Source organism: Aeromonas sp. s5, assembly GCF_040907865.1.
GTDB lineage: Bacteria > Pseudomonadota > Gammaproteobacteria > Enterobacterales > Aeromonadaceae > Aeromonas > Aeromonas dhakensis.
Window position 1 is genome coordinate 294,227 of the sequence record NZ_JBFOCO010000005.1, and the last position, 19,351, is coordinate 313,577.

A 19,351-nucleotide genomic window follows, 5' to 3' on the forward strand; every position below is an offset into this window, starting at 1 on the left:
TTCAAGTCAGTAGAGCAGGCTGTAGAGCTTGCGACGGTAACCCTGCGCCGCCGGGTTGGATCCCATGGTGGTCAGGATGTCGAGATAGGTCTTCTTGGCATCACCGAAGGCGAGATCCCGCTTGAGGATGGTGAACAGCAGCGCCAGCGCCTCTTCCTGGCGGCCGGCCTGGCTGTATTGCACCGCCAGCTCCTGGGCCAGGGCAAAGTTGTCAGGCTCCTGCTGGTGGCGGGCTTCCAGCGCCCGCAGCTCCGGGCTGTCCGCGGCCTGTTGGGCCAGCGCCAGACGGGAGACAAGCGTCTGATAGTGGTCATCCTGGGCGATCATCGGGATCTTGCCGAGCAGCTCCTGTGCCTCATCAAGCAGATTGAGATCGAGTGCCGCCTGGGTCAACCACAGACTGATGTCGTGGCGATCCGGCGCCAGCTGATGGGCCTTGCCGAAGTGGCCATAGGCCACGCTCGTCTGGCCGTCCGCCAGTGCCTGTTGCCCCTGCTCGAGCAGCAGCTCCTCCTCCTTGGGGGCGAAGGCGGCGAAATAGCCGCGCAGGGTGGCCTCGTCCTGCGGGCCTTCCAGAATGGCTTGCTCGTCAGGGCGGCCCTGATGGAACAGCACCAGCGCCGGCAGGGCGCGCAGACCGAGCTGACCGGCCAGCGGTTGCAGCTGCGGATCGTTCATGTCGACCCTGGCCAGGGTCACCTGGGGATTGGCCGGGCCGACCAGCGCCTCCACCTGCGGGGTCATGGCCTGACACTCCGGCATCTGGGGGGCGTGGAAATAGATGACGATCGGCTTTTTCATGGAAGCATCGATCAGGGCGGCTTGGAAATTCTGGGGATTGATGTCGACGATCATGAGGCTGACTCTTGGAAAATGGTGTGAGTTAACATGGGGTTGAATGGGCTGGAATTCAAGCTGCCATCGAGCAGCCAGCCGTTGACGGCCAGGGTCGGTGCCGCCAGGCTGAGCCAGCCTCGGCCGATGGGCCAATCCTGTACCCGGTAATCCTGTTCATCGAGCTGGTTGTCGAGCCGCCACGCTTCCTCTGGCACGAAGCGCACCTTTTCGAGGCCGGCGGCGATGCCGGCACCGTGGGCTTTCAGCACCGCCTCCTTGCGCGACCAGAGCCGATAGAAGGCCGACTCTTGCTCCGCTTCGGGCAGGGCGAGCAGCCACTCATATTCACTGCGTGCATAAAAGCGGCGCGCCAGTGGCAGAGTCTGGCGGCGGCGCTGACCCATCTCGATATCGACCCCGAGCGGGCCGGCGGCGCAGAGGGCGATCACCAGCCAATCCCCGCTGTGACTGAGGTTGAACTGCCAGCGCCCGTCGCTTAGCACAGGTTTGCCGTGCGGGTTGCTGGCAAATTGCAGTGCATCGGGGTTGCACAGCAGGCGCTCGGCCAGCAGCCGTCGCAGCAGCCCGCGGCTGAGCAGGTACTCCTGGCGGCGTGCCGGCTGACAGATGGACTGCCATATCTGCCGTTCTTCGGGGGAGAGCAGGGTCTGCAGCAGAGTCAGCTGCTCGGCGTCGACCTTTGCCGGTTTTAACAAATAGAGATCCACGGAGATCATAATTTTTCACTTTAAAAGAGCGGCGAAACAGCGATAAAAGTCAGTTTAATCCGGTCAGGACGGCCTCTTTCGAGATTGTATATTGTTTGGCCACGATCACATTAATCAGGAAAAATAATGCATTTCCTTGCAGAAATGTGAGGTCGATAGGGATTTTCGCTTGCCTCGATAGAATTCTTGGATATAGTCGGGTGCTGTTGCCTTATAAATTGCCCGTTCGGGCCGTATTTTAACAAGTTTTACTATTTTGCGGGGATAAAGGATTGCGCCACCTGATGCTACTGCTGGTCGCGCTCGGAATGGTGGGTTGTGCCTCGGCACCCCAGCCCGAGGTCGCGAGCAAGATTGAAGTTTCCATGATGGAACCCGTAATTGAACCGGAAGCTTCACAAACCCCAGATGTAAACGAAATCCTGACTGTATACAAAGAGTGGCGCGGCGTTCCTTACCGCATGGGAGGCAGCAGCCAGCGCGGCATTGATTGTTCCGCCTTTGCCCGTGAAGTGTTCCGCAACGCCGTCGGCATCGAACTTCCCCGTGATACCCGCTCCCAGGTCCATGAAGGCACCCGAGTCTCCAAGCAGGATCTGGTCGAAGGGGATTTGGTCTTCTTCAAAATCAATCGCCGCCTCAATCACGTCGGCATCTATGTGGGCAATGGCGAGTTCATCCACGCCTCCACCCGGGCTGGGGTAACCCGTTCCAAGCTCGACAGCTCTTACTGGCGCAGCAAGTTCTGGCAGGCACGCCGGATTGACATCTGAGTCAGGCTGGACAAACGGCTCGCAGTACGGACTGTTTTTCCAACCTCACTTGAACCGGGCTCCCGCAGCCCGGTTTTTTATGGCCGCGATTTAGACTTTCGGGTGCCGAATCACTATAGTGTGGGCCCGTTTTTTCCCCGGCAGGCCCAGCATGAAGACCCGTTCAGACCATAAATCCGGATTGCACCCGCGCAATCGCCATCAGGCTCCCTACGACTTTGCCGCGCTCTGCCTGCGCACTCCCGAGCTGCAGCCCTTTGTCTTCGTCAATCCCTACGGCGCCAGCACCATCGACTTTGCCGACCCCGCCGCCGTCAAGGCGCTGAACAAGGCCCTGCTGGCGCTGCATTACGGCATCCAGCACTGGGATCTGCCGGCCGGCTATCTCTGTCCGCCCATTCCGGGGCGGGTGGATTACCTGCATCGAGTGGCTGACCTGCTGGCCGAGAGTGCGGGCAAGGTGCCGACCGGCAAGGGCGTGCGGGTGCTGGATATCGGGGTGGGGGCGAACTGCATCTACCCCCTGCTGGGGGCCCGCGAATATGGCTGGCGCTTCGTCGGCTCCGACATCGATCCGGTGTCGGTCAAGGCTGCCTCTCTGCTGGCCAACAGCAACGGGCTGGGCAGCCAGATCGAGTGCCGCTTGCAGGGCAGGGCCGGCGACATCTTTCAGGGCATAGTGGCACCGCGCGAGCGTTTTGCGCTGACCCTCTGCAACCCTCCCTTTCACGCGTCGCTGGCGGAGGCGAGCAAGGGGACTGAGCGCAAGCTGCGCAATCTGGGCAAGGAGGTCAAGGACAAGCCGGTGCTCAACTTCGGCGGCCAGAAGGCCGAGCTCTGGTGCGAAGGGGGAGAGGCTGCCTTTCTGGCCGCGATGATCAACCAGAGCCGGGCCTTTGCCGAGCAGTGCCTCTGGTTCAGCTCGCTGGTATCGAAAAAGGAGAATCTGCCGGCAGCGAAGAAGGCGCTGACCCGGGTCGGTGCTCGTCAGGTGCGGGTGCTCGAGATGGCGCAGGGCAACAAGGTGAGCCGGGTGCTGGCCTGGACCTTCTTCGATGAGGCAGGGTGCCGCGAGTGGTGGTCTGCAGCGCGCTGATCTCTACACAGGCCCGTGACGGGCCTTTTTAATCTCAATGTAAACATGCTCGGATAAAAAACAGGCAATCGATTTCTTTGTTGGTTCATCATGCTGCTATGTAGCTATCCTGTAGTGATTTTTGCCTTGGTACAGCTGTACGCCGAGATTTTTTTGCACTTTCAGCTGTAACTTTAATAAAATAGGACTGGTTAGACCTCTTTACAGGCTTTGAATCGAATAGGGATCGGTACATGAAAGTTGTCGATTTTCTGAAGCGCAAGCGCGAAATACTGGCGCAGCACCCCTTTGAGCTCAAGGATTGGCTCTCCCCGGCTATCCGCGACTACTGGCGTGAGTTTCAGCAAAAGGCACACCTCCACCCTCTGCTGGGGCGAGTGCTGGATTTGCAGGGTGACAGCCAGTCCATGCAGCAGCAGCAGGGCGCGGCCCAGGCCGTCAACGGCCAGCCCGTGCCACCGCAAGAGTCGATCATCGAGCTCGACGGTGAGGCGGCGACCCTGTTTGCCACCTTGCAGGCGCGTATCGGTGAAGAGACCCACGTGGGCGAATGGCTGCATGTCAGCCAGCAGATGATCGATCAGTTTGCCGCCGTGACCGGGGATCATCAGTGGATCCACACCAACCCCGAGCGTGCCGCGGCCGAATCGCCGTTCAAGACCACCATCGCCCACGGCTTCCTGACCTTGGCCCTGCTGCCGCAGCTGACCGGCTCGGTGGACGAGGCCAATCCGGAGTTTCCGACCGCCCGCATGGTGGTGAACTTCGGTCTGGATCAGGTTCGTTTCCCGTACCCCATCAAGGTGGACAGCAATATCCGCGCGCGCACCAAGCTGGCTCGGGTTACCCCCATCAAGGGCGGGTTGGAGCTGCTCAAGGAGATCAAGGTGGAGATCGAGGGTGTACGTCGCCCCGGCTGTGTCATCGAATCTGTCACCCGACTCTACTTCTGATGGGGTGACGGTTGTCACTCCGTGGCCCGAATCGTATAGAAAAAAACAGGCTCACCTCGGTGAGCCTGTTTTGTTTATGGCATTTGTTGTACTTACCTATGTCGCAGCCACTTGCGTATCCATGGCTTGTCTTGAGGACTAGAAGCTTGCCCCCAAGCTTATCAGATGACGCCACTCTTTGCCTGATAAGGGTGTCTGAACACCTTGATAGTCCAATCTCGAGTCTTCCCAGTCGAGCTCGCTCGACCATGAGAGGCGCAGGTGATCGTTGAAGTAGTAGCGCATCCCCAGGCTGCCTTTTACGGCCTGTTCCCGGGTGATGTAGGGCGACGGCTGGTCCAGATAGCGCTTGTAGCTGCCCTTGCTGAACAGCTCCAGTTGCTCCGACCAGAGCGCAACGGGTTGACGATAGTCCCAGCCAAGGCCCATCAGGGGATAGCTGATGATCCTGTCGTTGAAAATATCGGGGATGATGAAGTTGTCCCAATAACCTGGCCGGAAGTAGGAACGCTCCAGTCCCGCTTGGCTGATCAGCTCCAGTCGTCGCCGCTTGTCGTTCCAGAACCGGTAACCCGGGCCGGTCACATACCCCACATCCATGTATTCGGGGTCCAGCATCTGGTATTCAAAGTCGATGGCTGATCGTAAAAACCAGCGCTGGTCGAAGAAAAAGTCCAGCATGGGCTTGAGCCGGTACTCATGGCTGTTGGTGACGTTGTTGGCGGTCTCGTAGATGTACTCCCCGTCCAGCGTATAACGCCAGTCGAGGTTGGCCACCTCGGTGGATGCCTTCAGGTTGACGTTGTTGGTCTGCTTGTCGCTGTGCTTGAGCTTGACGTTCAGATCGCCGCTGCCGCTCCACAGCCAAGCCTTCTTATCATCCGGCGTCAGGGCGAGCAGGGTAATGCCGCTCTTGACGGTCGGTTTCGGCTTGTCCTGCTTCTCGATGCGCCAGCGCTTGACCGCCTCGCGCTTGACCGTGACGGGCTCACTGTAAGGGAGCGCGATGCGCACCTCCTCGTCACCTATCTCTTCTATGGTGCCGGTCAGCCGGTCACCGTTGTCCATCCAGAGGATGTCGGCCAGAGCCGCCGGGCTTAGCAGCAGGGCAAACAGACAAAAAACGCGGTAGCTCATGAAGATCCTCGTGAACATGGTTGGCTATCAGCCGCTGACGGGACGGGGGATGCCGTTCTTGCGGTTGAGCGCGCTGGCGGCCTTGTCACCGTCGACTTCCGGCCTGGCGATGAAGGCCTGCGCCTCGGCGGAGAGGATCAGCGGGGCGCCCTGTTTCAGCTCCAGCTCGGTGCGAGAGAGGGGAGAGTGAACCTCCAGCCAGTGGCGGCCATCCGGCTCGATGGCGGTCTTGACCGGCTGGTTGATCACCCGCACCTGAGTGCCGACGGGGACAATCTTGAACAGGGCCTCGATGTCGTCAGGGCGCAGTCGAATACAGCCGGCACTGACCCGCAGGCCGACGCCGAAATCCTTGTTGGTGCCGTGGATGAGATAGTCCCGCTTGCCATAGCCAAGGCGCATGGCGAACTTGCCGAGGGGGTTGTCTGGGCCGGGCGGCACGACCGCCGGCAGGGTGATCCCTTTTTGTTCCAGCCAGGATTTGCGCACCATGGGGCCGGGCACCCAGGTCGGATTGGGGTTCTTGGCAATGATGGTGGTGGTCATTTCGGGGGTCTCCCGCCCTATGTCACCGATGCCGATGGGCAGCACCATCACCTCGTTCTTGCCCTTGGGGAAATAGTAGAGGCGCAGCTCCGGCAGATTGATCACTATGCCTTCGCGGGGCACGTCCGGCAGCAGCATCTGGGTCGGCAGGGTCAGCCGGGTGCCCGGCTTGGGCAAATAGGGGTCGACTCCCGGATTGGCTTCCAGCAGCGCCAAAAAACCAATCTGGGTATGCTTGCCGATGAGCTCGAGATGTTCATCTGGCTGGACTATGTAGTCCTCCAGCTCGCCGATCAGGCGGCTGCCTGCCGGGGGTAGCGGATAGGTGGTAGCCAGGGCCGGAGCCGTCAGCAGGCTGGCGGTCAGTGCCAGCAATGAGAGGGTTCGTGCGATGAACATGTACTTCCTGTCTGATTGGATGGGGGCCGCGCCGCGACCTCCCCGAGGAAAAAGGGGGAAATTGTCAGTCAAATGCGCGCCGATTGCCAGCCTGGCCGACAAGGGCTGCAGCCGGGTCCCTGCACGGCAATCCGTCATGTTGACCCTGTCTTGCCTGTTTTTAATGCAAAGCCAAGTCATCTGCAATGAGCAGAGGAACGCTGACGGGAGGGGGATGGCGGTTCAGCGCCATCGAATGCACGGGACGCAATGCTGGGGGCTGATCGCCCTGGCTTGGGCACCAATACCGGGAGCGACAGGCTCGGACGCCCGTTTGCCTGGCGTGTACTTATCTGCTGGTTTTGTGTGCAGTTGTTTGATCTTTAAAGAGATTCAAGTTGATTTCCAGAGGCGGCTACGGTAACAATGAAGCCCCGTGGAGAGATGCCGGAGTGGCCGAACGGGATTGACTCGAAATCAATTGTGGCAGCAATGCCACCCAGGGTTCGAATCCCTGTCTCTCCGCCATCTATACAGCCCAACCGATTGATTCGGTTGGGCTTTTTATTTCGATGCTTTTTCTGGTATGCCATCCAGTATGCCATTGGGTGTTGGCTGGCATGCTATCTCGTTACACAAGATTGGACACGTAATGTGCCTAGGTCCTTAGAGAACCCACTACAAGAGAAGGCCTAACAGCTCTCTCCTATCATACAGTTGAGGGGGGATTAACGATTGGTAGGCAGTGAGGATACTGCCCATGATGCAGCGATCCGGTTGGCATCAATAAGGAATCACCATATCCGGTGACGGCCTTGATACGGTGCATGCTGAGTTTGTTGAGCTAAGTGGTGAGTGGGCTCCAATGCTCCTGGAAGTTGCTTGATACGGACTTGCCACCAACACAGTCTACGTCTTGCGGATGGCATGCTACGGCATCGACAGCGGGTTCCTCTTGAGAGAAGATGTTGGGCTATCCCATGATACAGACATGCTTGGTTCCTTTGGTTATTCTTTATACATTGCTTCTCGACTTAATCATAGTGAAAAATACTAAAATTTTCTGAGTGTTAATATCTCCTCGCATCGCAAATGGAACGATTATAGGCAATGTCATTATGTAAACCATCAGTGCCTCTATGGATGTATATGACATTTCAAATTTGATACGTTGTCGCGATATCGAATCGCACTGCTTCTGCACTTATATGGCTAGTCGGGAACTGGACATTGAATATGTATTCTGACATCTTGTCTAGTTAAGGATTAAATATACATCATTTATAGACAGCATTTAAATTAAGTTGTCTGTTATTGATGGTCGTCATTCTGAGAATATATATTGGATTATTTGTCTTGATGAGGCTTATCCTGTACGGCAATTATAAACACGTGAATGAATTAGATGATACCTACTGTCTGCATGAGCATTTCATTGAATGACCTCTGGAGCCTGCTATATTTCATCGACGTGGCTAATATACATCAGCGATAGTTGAGCCTTTGGCAAAGAAGTGGGCAGGCATGTTGGTCAAGTTATGGTAAGAGAATCATCCTGCTATTATATTTTGTTCTTGATGGGGCGGGTGACGCATTGCATCTGCATAATTTTTTGGACTATAACTTTATCTGATTGTTTTTATTGGTATTTTTAAATATTTTAACAGAGCTTAAATTTGAGGTGTGGGTTGCTGTAGTATGTTTGTTGTACTATCGCAGGCAGCGAGCGATGGTTACATCATGGATATCACTTGAATTATATAAATTCACCAATGGTATTCGATGGCTTATTTATATGAAGATGAGTTGAAATTCAATGTTAAACGTAATGGTAGTGAGTGACTACAATCCAATAAAAGAGCTATTTCGGTCAGCATTGAGAAACCACCCCAATGTGAATGGAATAACGCTGGTTAGCGGTGCCGGAGTAAAAGCACAGTCAAAATTTAGCTTTGGTAGTCAACATAGTACGCCGGATGTAATTGTATATGATCTGGATTCATCACTGCACTCACCGGAAAAGCAACTTGAACGTATGGAAGAAGTTATTTTAACAAAGGCATTAAGCAAACATGGGGCCGCTTCTTTGGTCGTTGTCGCGAGTGACGTTCAGTTGGGAAAGTTGCAATCCAAGGTCTGTTTTCTTGACGCATATGTAATCACCAAACATTTTACTTTCAAGCAAGTCATACAGATGGTTAATAATGTCTGGACGACGAGTAACCTCGTATTTTAGTGACCGTAAAACCTTAAATATTCTGGTGAGAGAGTATTTGTCTACCCTATTTGTTGCCGCCTGATGGTTTTACAATGCTATAAATTTAGGAGCCTCTTATTTAGCCCGAATATATCTGAATAGCTTCCTGCCATTTTAGCCGCTCGACAATACCTTGCTTTTCACCACTCTTGTAACGTGAGCGAGATCCTGATGGCTCATCTCTTCCAGAGGTGTAAGTTGATGCCAGGAGCTTACCTGCATCTCATCCTACAGACACCTTACTACTCATATCGTATTGAGATTCCTGAACTGTAAGTACCACTTGCTCGAAAGGCACAATCATGCTGTTCAAGCAATTACTGAAAGCAGGATATCGAACGAAGCGATAACGTCCTGCTCCATCTTTCAAAATGGGGGTACAAGTCAAACTGTATAGATTGGCTAATTTCTCATCGCATATCTTTTTATATAGTCGAGCTAAAAATAGATACCTTAATGACTAATTATGTCTAGGTATAAATGTAATGGTTATTGGTTCCCTATCGAGTCTTATGTTGTGAACATCATAGCTGATTATCAATGTTTCCAACCTTAGTTGGTAGGAATAAAAATTAATGACATCAAAAATACTGTGATTTAAAAGGTATTTTTAAGTGATTTTATATAACTTCAAGAATCTGTCTGCCTACCTTAATATATTTATATCCAATAGCAACATTCGTTCATGTGCCTATTGGTAGGGGGGGCTTTTATTACCATGCTCAGGTCGTCATAGCCCCCCTGCTTACCCTAAAAAGAGTGAGCTAAACGTGATCACTAACGTGATCGGAACTGACTCTTAGTGAAAGATATTGTGATTGATATGCCCAAGTATATAGAGCTAGCACACTGGCTGTATAAGGAGAACCGCATGGTCCCTTTGACAGAAGTTGCGAAATTGATGAATGTCACCCTCTGTGGAGTGCACCACTACATCAAATCTATTAGAAAGTACGAAGAGATATTTCAAGTACGAATAAGCCAGGTCGATGTGTCAGAGCGAAAACAGTATGCTATTGGCGTACTATCTATTCGCCCTTATAAGCTGATATCAGGAAGAAGACCTGTCATTGACAATTCGGCTAGTGGGGTAACGAATCGGTCCCGCGCCATGACGATGTCTGAAATTTGGATGCGATTAGTAAGTAAGCCTTGGTGTGAAGTTCAGCTGGTTGTGTAAATGCAACTATGAGGTGGGAGGTGTAATACTGACAGAGTCGACATTCCTTTGTTCCTGAGTTGTATCCCGTGCGTGGCCTGTAGTGGTCTTTAAGGATTGCCTTTTGCAATCCTTTTTTTTATCTGGTTAATGATTGAAATATATCTACTAGCGTTGAGTCCTTCTTACTAAGGAAAGGCTTGTTGCTCTACTTTCATGTTGTGATTTTGGTGTTTTTTATAATATATGTGAATTATTTTTAGGTTTTGGCTGCTTGATGTAAGTTGTTGTTTTTGTTGGTAATTTAATGTATTTTTTAGTATGTTTTTTTTTGCTTTGTGCCAGGTTACAGTTTTGGCATTGATTCGGTGTGCTGGTGATACACGGTTATGACTAAATCATCATGTGTCCAAATCAATATAAATCGAAGTGTTGTATGTTGTATATCGTAACGTACCGCTTCCGCTCCTTAAACTTTAAACAGCCTTAATTGGGATGATTGATATGAAAAAGACTATGTTAGCCTCTGCTATGATGATGTGCTTCCTTTCCTCTGCCGCTTTCGCTGCAGAAGCCGCTGGTCCTACTGATCAGGGACATGGCGTCATCAAATTCGTTGGTGCAATCATTGACGCTCCTTGCTCAATTGCGCCGGAAAGTGTTGACCAGACAATTCAAATGGGACAAGTCGCCAACAGTATGTTGGAGAAACAGGGTGAAGGTCCGTTGCGTCCTTTTGAGATTCACCTTGAAGGTTGTTCTATCGATACTGCAAAAACAGCTACCATAACTTTCAATGGTATTCCTGATGACACAGAGAAGAAACACCTGGCTATCAATGGACTCGCCAAAGGTGCAGCCATTGCGATGGTGAGTCAACTTGATGGTTCTGATGTTATTTTGGGCACACCAACCAAGGCAATGTCGCTGGTAAGTGGTGATAACCATCTTAAATTTGGTGCCAAACTGGTGAGTAATGTAAAAAGTGGTGAAAAAGCAACGCCTGGTGAGTTCACCGCCACCAGTGACTTTATCATGAATTATCAGTAATAACTGACCAAGTTAGACCGAAAGGGTTCATGTGGATAATTACACGCAGGGACGCGTGTTTCCTTTAGCTTTACTTATGACTTGAAAAATATGAAACAAACATTGATATCGTTGACTATCTCATTGATTGTTATCAGTTGGGCTGAAGGTTCTTATGCTGGTAATATTGAATTCAACACAGATCTTCTGGATGTAAAGGATAAAGAGAATATTGAGTCAGGTGCATTTAAACAGGCTGGATTTATTATTCCGGGTGAATACAGCATGCAGCTGGTTATTAATGACGTGTTGACCGGTGAACGTAAAATACGATTTTATGAGTCAGCAGAAAATACCTCTAAATTATGTCTGACACAAGAACTGGCCGAAGAACTTGGTTTGAAACAGTCTGAACTCGAACACCTGCTTGCCAGCAATCCCTATCTTCTTGATGGGCAAGCTTGCTATGACCCTGAGGTTCTTGACGGCATGCTCATCAAAGGCGAGATAAACAAAGACACCCTGACCATCTCTGTGCCTCAAGCCTATCGAGACTATGTCAGTGATGCTTGGGATCCTCCCTCCCGTTGGGACGAAGGAGTAAATGGTGCATTGCTTGATTACGGCATAAACCTGCAGGAGAGCCGCTCAACTAAGAGTAACAGCACCAATGCCAGCGCCTATGGTGTGGTGGGAGCAAATGCAGGCGTGTGGCGACTGCGTGCCGATTGGCAGGGGCGCTATCAGCGTAATGACACTCAAGGGAGCGAAGAACACGCCCAAAGCGAGTTTGATGTCAGTCGTGTCTATGCCTATCGAGCGTTACCCACACTGGGTGCCAAGTTGATGGTCGGTGAGCAAGACCTTGGCAACTCTATGTTTGATGGTTTCCAGTTTACCGGTGCGTCAGTGGTGACTGATGACAACATGTTGCCACCCAATTTACGCGGCTATTCACCAGAGGTAGTCGGTATTGCCAAGAGCAATGCCAAGGTGGTGATCAGCCAACAGGGGCGTGTGATTTACGAAACCCAGGTCGCGTCTGGGCCATTTCGAATCCAGGATATCAGCGGTGCCGTTACCGGGACGCTGGATGTGCGAGTTGAGGAGCAAGATGGGTCGGTACAGACTTTTCAGGTCAACACCGCCAACATCCCTTATCTATCGCGTCCTGGCTCGGTGCGTTACAAGTTCAACAGTGGCAAGGTCAGCAGTCGGACTCATGAGCTTGATGGACCGGCCTTCGCCAGCGGTGAATTTTCCTGGGGGGTCAGCAACGGTTGGTCGCTGTTGGGGGGGGCGTTGCTCAGTGATGGCTATGACGCTCTGTCCATTGGTATCGGACGTGACTTGTTGCAGTTTGGCGCGATCTCATTTGATATCACAGAATCGAGGGCGCGTTTGGCAGAAGGTAGTAAGACTGGTGGCTCCTATCGAATCAACTACTCCAAGAATTTTGAAGATTATGACAGCCAGGTAGCCTTTGCTGGATATCGTTTTTCTGAGCGTGATTTCATGAACATGAACGACTACATGGCTGCAAAACAACTTGGTGATCCTTATCGCGGTGGCGCCAAAGAGATGTACAGCGTGGTACTGAGCAAACAGTTCAAAGCTGCTCAATTAGGTGCCTATATCGATTACACCCACCATTCCTACTGGTCGCAAGTAGATAGCGATCGCATCAGTCTCTCTCTTTCTCATTACTTTGACGTGATGGACTGGCGCGGCATGACTGCATCGCTGACGGCGTATCGCAACGAACAGAGCAACCTGACCGATAACGGTATGTATTTCACTCTGTCGGTGCCGTTTGGTCTTAACAAGCACGTAAGTTACAGCGCCTCATCCATGGGGGGGAAAACCACTAACAGCGTCAGCTTCTTCGACCGCGTGGACGAGCGAAACAGCTATTCGGTGACCGCGTCGACCTCGCCGAGCGGCGAAAGTGCCAGTGGTTTTTATACTCATACGGGCGACAAGACCACGCTGATGGCCAATGTCAGCCACCAGGCAGGCAGTTCGACGGCAGCGGGGCTCTCCATCAATGGCGGGATCACGGCGACCGGGGAGGGTGTTGCCATGCACAGGGTGGGCATGATGGGGGGCAGCCGCGTCATGGTGGATACCGACGGCGTCAGCGATGTGCCAGTGCACTCCGGTGGTCCTGCCACCTTCACCGACAAAAATGGCAAGGCCGTGGTGGCAGATGTATCCAGCTACTATCGTCAACGTACCAGCATCGATGTCGATCAACTGGGAGAGGATGCCGAACCCATTGGCACGCCGGTTTCCATGGGGACGCTGACAGAAGGCGCTATTGGCTACCGCCACTTCGATATGCTGGCTGGCAGCAAAAGCATGCTTGAAATAGTCAGAGCTGATGGCAACACAGTGCCGTTTGCTGCTGAGGTGTTCAACGGCAAGGGTCAACAACTTGGCATGGTGGGGGATGATGGTATGGCCTATCTGGCCGGATTGCATGAAGGCGAGGCCGTAGAGGTGCGCTGGGGCAATGATCAGCATTGCCGCTTCTTTCTGCCTTCACCACTGCCGGCGATGGATGTGATGGCACGACTGACCTGTCAATGACCGCGACTGTTTAACCTGATAGAGAAAGCCAAAGATGACAAAAAAACTGATTTATACTGCTTCCTTCGTACTGATCTTGCTTGCCAACCAGAGCCAAGCGGCTGTGTCGCTGGACCGCACCCGGGTGATCTACCCAGGGGAGGCCAAGTCCATGAGCCTAACCATTCGCAACAACAACAAAACCCTGCCTTATCTGGCGCAAGCCTGGTTGGAAGATTCTAATGGCAACAAAATCAATAGCCCCTTCACCTTGTTACCTCCAGTGCAGCGGTTGGAGCCAGGGATGGAGAGCCTGTTCAAGGTGCAGGCATTACCTGCTGTCTCCCTGCTGCCCCAGGATAAAGAGAGTCTGTTCTACTTCAGCTTGCGGGAGATCCCGCCGCGTAGTGACAAGCCCAATACTTTACAACTTGCTTTGCAGACCCGCATCAAGTTCTTCTATCGCCCGGCTAGCTTGTTGGTCGAACCCGGTAGCAATAAGGCGCCATGGCAAGAAAAAGTGACGCTGAGGCAAGTGGGCGGGCAATATCAATTGAGCAACCCCACCCCTTATTACGTCACTATCGTGGCTGGCTCTCGTACTGTCGAAGGGGAGAGTGCGGAAGGGTTTGAACCTGTGATGATTGCCCCGAATAGCCATGCAATGGTCAATCTGGGCGTTTCCCAACTGGGTCAACAGCCCACCTTTACCTATGTAGATGACTACGGTGGCCGTCGTCCCCTGAGTTACCGCTGTGCCGCTAACTGCAGTTTGCAGCCCGTAAAAGATGCCCGCTAAGGAGATCATGATGCCGCGCAGCTCACACCATGCCACCGTTTGTCTATTTGGCTGGAAAACACTGTTCCCACTGTTGGGAATATTGATCCAGACATCAGCTTGGGCTGGCAGCGATACCCTGTTGCTGACCATCACTGCCGAGGTCGTCAGTCAGCCTTGTTCCCTGCGTCCTGGTGATGAAACCATCCAGGTTGATTTTGGCGGTATTGTCAACAAGGTGCTGCTGCGCGACGGTCGCACTCCAGGCAAGCTGTTTCAGCTCCATCTGGAAGAGTGTGACCCGGCCGTTGCCAACAGCGTCAAGGTGACCTTTGCCGGTCAGGGAGCCAGTGAGAACAACAGCTTGCTGGCCCTGGCGGGGGATAGCGCCGCCAAAGGGATCGCCATCGGCCTTGAGCAGGGGGGGCAAGCGTTGCCGCTCAACCAGGCCAGCCGAGCGCTGGCATTGGCAAGCGGCAGCAATGTGCTCGATTTCACTGCCTATGTACAGCTATTGCCCTCGGGGCAGACCAGCCTGACCCCGGGGGCGTTCAATGCCACCGCCAACTTTACCCTTGACTATGACTAACCCATACCCCGTGCTGCATCTCGAGCACGCCTGGCAACTGGCTTATGAGTGGGTTTGCCAACGTCGGCGCCACTACCCGGCCAATGCCGATATCTGGCACCTGCGCTTTCATTGGCCCGCCCTTTCAAGAAGGCTGCTGGCGTCAGTGCTGGCGGGCAACTATCGCCTGAGCCCCATGCTGGTGGTGGGCAAACATGCCATCTGGTCGGCGCAAGATGCGCTGGTGCTCAAATGGGTGGCCTTGCTGTGCGCCCCCTGGCTTGCCTTGCATCCACGCTGCGAACATGGCCTTGGCATGGGGGTCAAAGCCTCCAAGCGGCGGTTGCATACCTTTCTCACCGCAGCGCAAGGGGACGCCCCCTTTGTGATGTGTACCGATATTCGGGGGTATTACCAGCATATCGATAAACATCAGGTGCTGGCACGGGTGATAGGCCCGCTCCCCTCGCCAGTCTGGCGAGATCTGATCCATCAGTACCTCTATTACAGTGTGGAGCAGGGGGGCGAGTTCCATACCCCCACCGCTGGGATAGGGCGTGGCTGTGCGCTGAGCCCCTTGATTGGTGCCAGCCTGCTCTATCACATAGACGCTGATTTTGCCGGGCAGCCCGATCTCTACTATGCCCGCTATATGGATGATTTCATTATTCTGGCCCGCACCCGTTGGCGGCTGCGCCGTGCCATTGCCACCCTGCGCGGTCATCTGGCCGAGGGGGGCTTTTCATTGCACCCGGACAAGACCCGGATTGGCAAGTTGGCCAAAGGGGTCGATTGGCTGGGTGGCTGGTTTAACCCGCAGGGGCTGGTGGGCATAGCGCCCCGCTCCCTGCAACAATACCGAACCCGATCCCTGCGGCTTTATGAGCAAGCTCTACGTCAGGGGCATTCCGAGGAGGAGTGCCAGGCAAGAGTGCGGATGTATCGGCAACGGTGGGGCCGGGGCGCTCTTGCCGCGATGTGATTGAGGAAGTCGGCTCCTGGCTCGCTTCCGATGCAAAATGGACAGACATTCATGAAACGAAACAACCAAACAGCTACATGGCGAATCCTACCTGCGATTATCGTATCTTTACCTGCATCCGTCCTCGCAATGGATGGAGAACGCGGAGATCCGGGCAACGTTATCATTCCCATAACAAGTACTCAAATAAATAAGAACACGTGCTCCGAATGGGAAATCCAACAAACATATACGGCTACGTTAATGCCCCGATCCACTATCGACAGCCTATCCCAGTACAACTCGTTCTCAACCGACAACCATTACCATGCCGGGCTCGCCGGAACATCCGACACCGGCGTCTGGTACACGACCATCGACATGTCCGGGACCCCGGAGATGAAGTTAAACCGCATAAACCGGGAAATCTTTGGCACCTCCAACCCTCCACCGGGAACCGTGGTCACGTTCAGGAACTCTCATAATGGCTACTGCGCTGCCGACCAAAACATGCGTGAATGCGTCGGGGTGTTCGTACACGCGGTCAAAGGAAAGCACGTTACGCCCGAACGAGTGCCCACGACCCTACCCGACGGATTCTGTGTTGGCATACCCCCTGCCGACATCAGCTGCTCCTTCTCCACGAACAATGCTCTGATCGACTTAGGTACTGGGGGCATGGGCAAGCGGGCGGGTAGGGCTAGCGTATCATATTCGTGCACGCGGCCTACCATGTTCAGGGTATCAATGGTTCCGCACAACGCTGACCGGTCCGGGATCCAAATAGATGCAGTACGTGTAGACGGGCAACCACTACCCGCCTCAGGCACCTATCAATCCGGTACCCAGCAGATGCAGGTGGATGTCGAGGCGGTGGTCAGTGAGCTTGGCAAGGTGGGGACCAGCCGTGTACTATACATCGACATTCCGTAAATTACCACTAGCGTGACCCGCGCTCCCACCCCCCGCCCCCCATAAGGGGGGCTGGCCCAACGCGAAGCCGCTCTGGATCCGCGAGCCGTAACCGGGAAGGGTTCAGAAACCGCGCTATCGGGTGATTGTCACTGCTTCCCCTGTTGGCAGGGAATTCCTGGTCGCCACGAGATATAGACGCTATACGGGGCAAACACTCAACCTCCGTGACATTCACCAGGTAAAGCGCTAAACGAACGCCCTCGTTCTTGACATCCGGACATACAAGCTGGACCCAGCCCTCCCATCCGACGCTGCCTATCCCCCGGACCGTCGTGCCGGGGGCCAGCGTTCGGGGACGATGAAGGGGCCCTAAAGCCCCGCCTAGAGCGAATGGCGAGGGAAGGACCAGCACAGGTTCTTTAATGGACCGCTCCTATCCCAATAACAAAAAATAAGACGAACGAAGCGATAGCTAATGCGTTGTCAACAATGGGAACTATACCCCCTACTCCCGGGACACGGATAACCATACCCGGAATCCCGGATAGTACGCCCTAGAATGTTACCGGCGAAAACAGGCCACAATCACCCTTGTGGGTGTCTCCTCAGAGGAAAAAGTCCTCGGATCCTAGCGACGTATCGGGTCGTCTCCGCAGGCCTACTCCTCACTTAGCGGGATCTTAAACCCCATAACCATAGATACCGGGGCCCTCGATGCGGACCCCTACTGGTGCAAAGCCCAACCAGGCTATGGGGCTAGCAAGAGCGCCCAAGCGCCGACCTGGACTGAGGACGAACTGGTACCCCAGTCCCCCGTGTCTCGGCCTAGGCGACATGTCCTACGAACAGCCGGAGAACCTCCATCGAATCAGCGGGAACCCGCCCCGCAGCAATCATGTCGACACAGCACCCCGACTGACACCTTTAATCGGGGGTCGAGCGCACACGCTCTTCTACGCCCCCCGACCACCGACCCAGACACAGGTGCCATCAACAACGCTCCCCCTGATTGTGATGCAGACCGTCCGGAAATAGCGGGCCAACAGATTGTGAACATCCGATAGTTATGAATGAGACACATATGCATGCGCGCGCCGGGCTGTTAGGGTACCTACCCGGCATGCGCCGTCTGACTCCGTCCGTAAATCGGAGACCGTTGGCTAACCTAAATGCACCACTCCCCCTCAACTGGTCTAAACGAATCTCCGCATCTTAATAACCAACGACGCGACTCGCAACGACACGACACCCATGCTACCACCGCTAATTCCACTCCTCCTGCGAGATAGATAAACGTAAAACAGGAGGTGGGAATATCGAAAACGCCGCAGACCAGGGTGATATGGGGGCCTGGTCCCTTAATCGGTCAATCCGCGCGTACGTGTGAACTCGTCCGCCATCAAGCGAGTCGTAGCATATTCAGTTCGCCTTTTCTCGTTCGAGCCGGTTGATACGGGCTTCCAGCTACTTAAACGTACAGCCGCCCCGGGGGCACCGCTTTACAGCTTGGGGCTGCGCCACCGCGTTTGACTGCGGACGCTGAACCCAGCGACGAAACACGGTTTCAACGACATCCAGAGAGCGGCTATCGGGAACCGACCGCCCCTGGTCGATCACCCAGGGATGCGGGTTCGAGTTTGAATTCGGCAGTAAATGGGCGACGTCATCTTGTCATTGCACACCAACGGTCTGGGTAGCGACTTTGCCAACTAACGTAGGAGTCCGGGATGATTAGGCCCCGTAAAGTGTGAATGATCGGCGCCCTCATGACTTGGTTAATTCGGAATTATTATAAATTTACCTATCATGGACTTGAATTCTCTTAATTATGACTATGTTGCTGCATACCGGTCGGGTTGGCTCGCATGCAACACTATGTTTTCTGCCTGGAGCCCACAATCATTCAATAACAATCCCCAACAGGAAGGAAAACAAGATGAAATCAACGCGATATTCCATGCTGATGGTCTGCGCCGCGCTAGGGGTAATTTGGCGTAGTAAACCACGCCGCGCCGCCGCCGCGGATACCCCCACGTCGCAGCGCAATGATGCCCAGAGCAATACAGCCAGTGAGGAGGACTTCCCGGTGGTCATGCCTGTTACCGTAAGCAATCAAGGGACCAGGATTGTCGTGCAAGCCTATGCACTGAAGCGTCTCTATGACACTATGGTTATCAGCTACTACGATCAGGTTGGGGGCTTACAAGGGCAGGACGAGTATGGTTATGGTACGCATGATATTGATACTCTTCTCTCTGTTAAAGAGGTCAAATCCTATGTGCTACCAACCAAGCTGATTATTGTCGGCATTAAAGATGAAAATGGGGATATGATAGTGACCAAGGCTACCAATCTCTAACTATCTTTCGCTAATTTTTTAACGATTCAAGCACCAGGTTCAAGACTACTGGTGCTTTTTTATATTCATACGAGTGTATCTAATTATTTGTTTAATGACACTGGTTAGTTTTGAACTGTCTGCAAGACCACGCTTAAATTCCGTATATCGACTTGGCATACTATTTTCTAGTGAATCGGATGATAAGGATGGTTTTTTTGCTGTATTGATTCTCGAATAATTCCAAATTCCATCCGACATAGAACCCGCTTTTTAAAATTGTGTAGAGGCATGGCCTGGCGGCGTGGGTTGTTCGTGTCATAAAAC

The 19,351-nt window shown here is 53.4% G+C and carries 15 protein-coding genes, 1 tRNA gene and 1 pseudogene; 12 read left to right on the forward strand and 5 right to left on the reverse strand.

The genetic code is table 11. From position 1 onward, the window contains the following. Positions 1-6: 6 nt before the first annotated feature. On the reverse strand, positions 7-855 hold the full coding sequence (locus AB5Y94_RS02490) for a tetratricopeptide repeat protein (protein ID WP_126882294.1): 849 nt from the start codon (positions 853-855) through the stop codon (positions 7-9). Then, the gene (locus tag AB5Y94_RS02495; RefSeq protein WP_195878194.1) at positions 852-1,574 is read right to left on the reverse strand and encodes a 4'-phosphopantetheinyl transferase superfamily protein; all 723 of its coding nucleotides are present in this window, start codon (positions 1,572-1,574) and stop codon (positions 852-854) included. The genes AB5Y94_RS02490 and AB5Y94_RS02495 overlap by 4 nt, the downstream gene beginning before the upstream one ends. 275 nt (positions 1,575-1,849) lie before the next feature. On the opposite strand from AB5Y94_RS02495, the gene AB5Y94_RS02500 reads away from it, so the two are divergent. From AB5Y94_RS02500 to AB5Y94_RS02510, 3 genes are all read left to right on the forward strand, one after another. Continuing rightward, positions 1,850-2,338, forward strand: coding sequence for a C40 family peptidase (locus AB5Y94_RS02500; RefSeq protein ID WP_005298673.1), 489 nt, complete (start codon positions 1,850-1,852; stop codon positions 2,336-2,338). A gap of 151 nt (positions 2,339-2,489) precedes the next feature. Further along, positions 2,490-3,434, forward strand: coding sequence for a 23S rRNA (adenine(1618)-N(6))-methyltransferase RlmF (gene rlmF / locus AB5Y94_RS02505; protein ID WP_139397382.1), 945 nt, complete (start codon positions 2,490-2,492; stop codon positions 3,432-3,434). A gap of 233 nt (positions 3,435-3,667) precedes the next feature. Further along, positions 3,668-4,387, forward strand: coding sequence for a MaoC family dehydratase (locus AB5Y94_RS02510; RefSeq protein ID WP_042006045.1), 720 nt, complete (start codon positions 3,668-3,670; stop codon positions 4,385-4,387). Between the two features lie 138 nt (positions 4,388-4,525). Here AB5Y94_RS02510 and AB5Y94_RS02515 read toward each other — a convergent pair whose 3' ends face one another. Both AB5Y94_RS02515 and AB5Y94_RS02520 read right to left on the reverse strand, forming a co-directional pair. Then, a complete protein-coding gene (locus AB5Y94_RS02515; protein ID WP_042050485.1) occupies positions 4,526-5,524 on the reverse strand; it encodes a DUF481 domain-containing protein in 999 nt (332 codons plus the stop codon). 27 nt (positions 5,525-5,551) lie between these two features. Continuing rightward, positions 5,552-6,469 carry a L,D-transpeptidase family protein gene (locus AB5Y94_RS02520; RefSeq protein WP_368204667.1) on the reverse strand — a complete coding sequence of 306 codons (918 nt, stop codon included), beginning with the start codon at positions 6,467-6,469 and terminating at the stop codon, positions 5,552-5,554. Between the two features lie 417 nt (positions 6,470-6,886). Between AB5Y94_RS02520 and AB5Y94_RS02525 the strand changes: the two genes are divergently transcribed. The 8 genes from AB5Y94_RS02525 to AB5Y94_RS02560 all read left to right on the forward strand — a co-directional run bounded on the left by AB5Y94_RS02525 (position 6,887) and on the right by AB5Y94_RS02560 (position 16,704). Further along, positions 6,887-6,976: transfer RNA gene (locus tag AB5Y94_RS02525), tRNA-Ser, on the forward strand. A 1,306-nt stretch (positions 6,977-8,282) separates the two neighbouring features. Then, positions 8,283-8,684: a hypothetical protein gene (locus AB5Y94_RS02530; RefSeq protein ID WP_368204669.1), complete on the forward strand. Its 402-nt coding sequence runs from the start codon at positions 8,283-8,285 to the stop codon at positions 8,682-8,684. A gap of 1,684 nt (positions 8,685-10,368) precedes the next feature. Next, complete coding sequence (locus AB5Y94_RS02535) at positions 10,369-10,914, forward strand: fimbrial protein (protein ID WP_368204670.1); 546 nt, start codon at positions 10,369-10,371, stop codon at positions 10,912-10,914. A gap of 90 nt (positions 10,915-11,004) precedes the next feature. Next, the gene (locus AB5Y94_RS02540) at positions 11,005-13,485 is read left to right on the forward strand and encodes a fimbria/pilus outer membrane usher protein (protein WP_368204673.1); all 2,481 of its coding nucleotides are present in this window, start codon (positions 11,005-11,007) and stop codon (positions 13,483-13,485) included. Between the two features lie 34 nt (positions 13,486-13,519). After that, entirely contained in the window at positions 13,520-14,263 is a 744-nt protein-coding gene (locus AB5Y94_RS02545) for a fimbria/pilus periplasmic chaperone (protein ID WP_368204674.1), read from the forward strand. Between the two features lie 82 nt (positions 14,264-14,345). Then, the gene (locus tag AB5Y94_RS02550) at positions 14,346-14,831 is read left to right on the forward strand and encodes a fimbrial protein (protein ID WP_368204676.1); all 486 of its coding nucleotides are present in this window, start codon (positions 14,346-14,348) and stop codon (positions 14,829-14,831) included. Beyond that, positions 14,824-15,792, forward strand: coding sequence for a reverse transcriptase domain-containing protein (locus AB5Y94_RS02555; protein WP_368204677.1), 969 nt, complete (start codon positions 14,824-14,826; stop codon positions 15,790-15,792). The genes AB5Y94_RS02550 and AB5Y94_RS02555 overlap by 8 nt, the downstream gene beginning before the upstream one ends. A gap of 51 nt (positions 15,793-15,843) precedes the next feature. After that, the gene (locus AB5Y94_RS02560; RefSeq protein ID WP_368204679.1) at positions 15,844-16,704 is read left to right on the forward strand and encodes a hypothetical protein; all 861 of its coding nucleotides are present in this window, start codon (positions 15,844-15,846) and stop codon (positions 16,702-16,704) included. Positions 16,705-17,965: 1,261 nt separating this feature from the next. On the opposite strand, the pseudogene AB5Y94_RS02565 reads toward AB5Y94_RS02560, so the two are convergent. Next, positions 17,966-18,307, reverse strand: a pseudogene (locus tag AB5Y94_RS02565) (IS3 family transposase); the annotation flags it as partial. 315 nt (positions 18,308-18,622) lie between these two features. On the opposite strand from AB5Y94_RS02565, the gene AB5Y94_RS02570 reads away from it, so the two are divergent. Then, the gene (locus AB5Y94_RS02570; RefSeq protein WP_368204680.1) at positions 18,623-19,045 is read left to right on the forward strand and encodes a hypothetical protein; all 423 of its coding nucleotides are present in this window, start codon (positions 18,623-18,625) and stop codon (positions 19,043-19,045) included. Positions 19,046-19,351 lie beyond the last annotated feature (306 nt).

Excerpts from the sequence above, each read along its gene's own strand:
- AB5Y94_RS02490 (WP_126882294.1), bottom strand. The coding sequence starts at position 855 with ATGATCGTCGACATCAATCCCCAGAATTTCCAAGCCGCCCTGATCGAT.
- AB5Y94_RS02495 (WP_195878194.1), bottom strand. The coding sequence starts at position 1,574 with ATGATCTCCGTGGATCTCTATTTGTTAAAACCGGCAAAGGTCGACGCC.
- AB5Y94_RS02500 (WP_005298673.1), top strand. The coding sequence starts at position 1,850 with ATGCTACTGCTGGTCGCGCTCGGAATGGTGGGTTGTGCCTCGGCACCC.
- rlmF (WP_139397382.1), top strand. The coding sequence starts at position 2,490 with ATGAAGACCCGTTCAGACCATAAATCCGGATTGCACCCGCGCAATCGC.
- AB5Y94_RS02510 (WP_042006045.1), top strand. The coding sequence starts at position 3,668 with ATGAAAGTTGTCGATTTTCTGAAGCGCAAGCGCGAAATACTGGCGCAG.
- AB5Y94_RS02515 (WP_042050485.1), bottom strand. The coding sequence starts at position 5,524 with ATGAGCTACCGCGTTTTTTGTCTGTTTGCCCTGCTGCTAAGCCCGGCG.
- AB5Y94_RS02520 (WP_368204667.1), bottom strand. The coding sequence starts at position 6,469 with ATGTTCATCGCACGAACCCTCTCATTGCTGGCACTGACCGCCAGCCTG.
- AB5Y94_RS02535 (WP_368204670.1), top strand. The coding sequence starts at position 10,369 with ATGAAAAAGACTATGTTAGCCTCTGCTATGATGATGTGCTTCCTTTCC.
- AB5Y94_RS02540 (WP_368204673.1), top strand. The coding sequence starts at position 11,005 with ATGAAACAAACATTGATATCGTTGACTATCTCATTGATTGTTATCAGT.
- AB5Y94_RS02545 (WP_368204674.1), top strand. The coding sequence starts at position 13,520 with ATGACAAAAAAACTGATTTATACTGCTTCCTTCGTACTGATCTTGCTT.
- AB5Y94_RS02555 (WP_368204677.1), top strand. The coding sequence starts at position 14,824 with ATGACTAACCCATACCCCGTGCTGCATCTCGAGCACGCCTGGCAACTG.
- AB5Y94_RS02560 (WP_368204679.1), top strand. The coding sequence starts at position 15,844 with ATGAAACGAAACAACCAAACAGCTACATGGCGAATCCTACCTGCGATT.
- AB5Y94_RS02570 (WP_368204680.1), top strand. The coding sequence starts at position 18,623 with ATGAAATCAACGCGATATTCCATGCTGATGGTCTGCGCCGCGCTAGGG.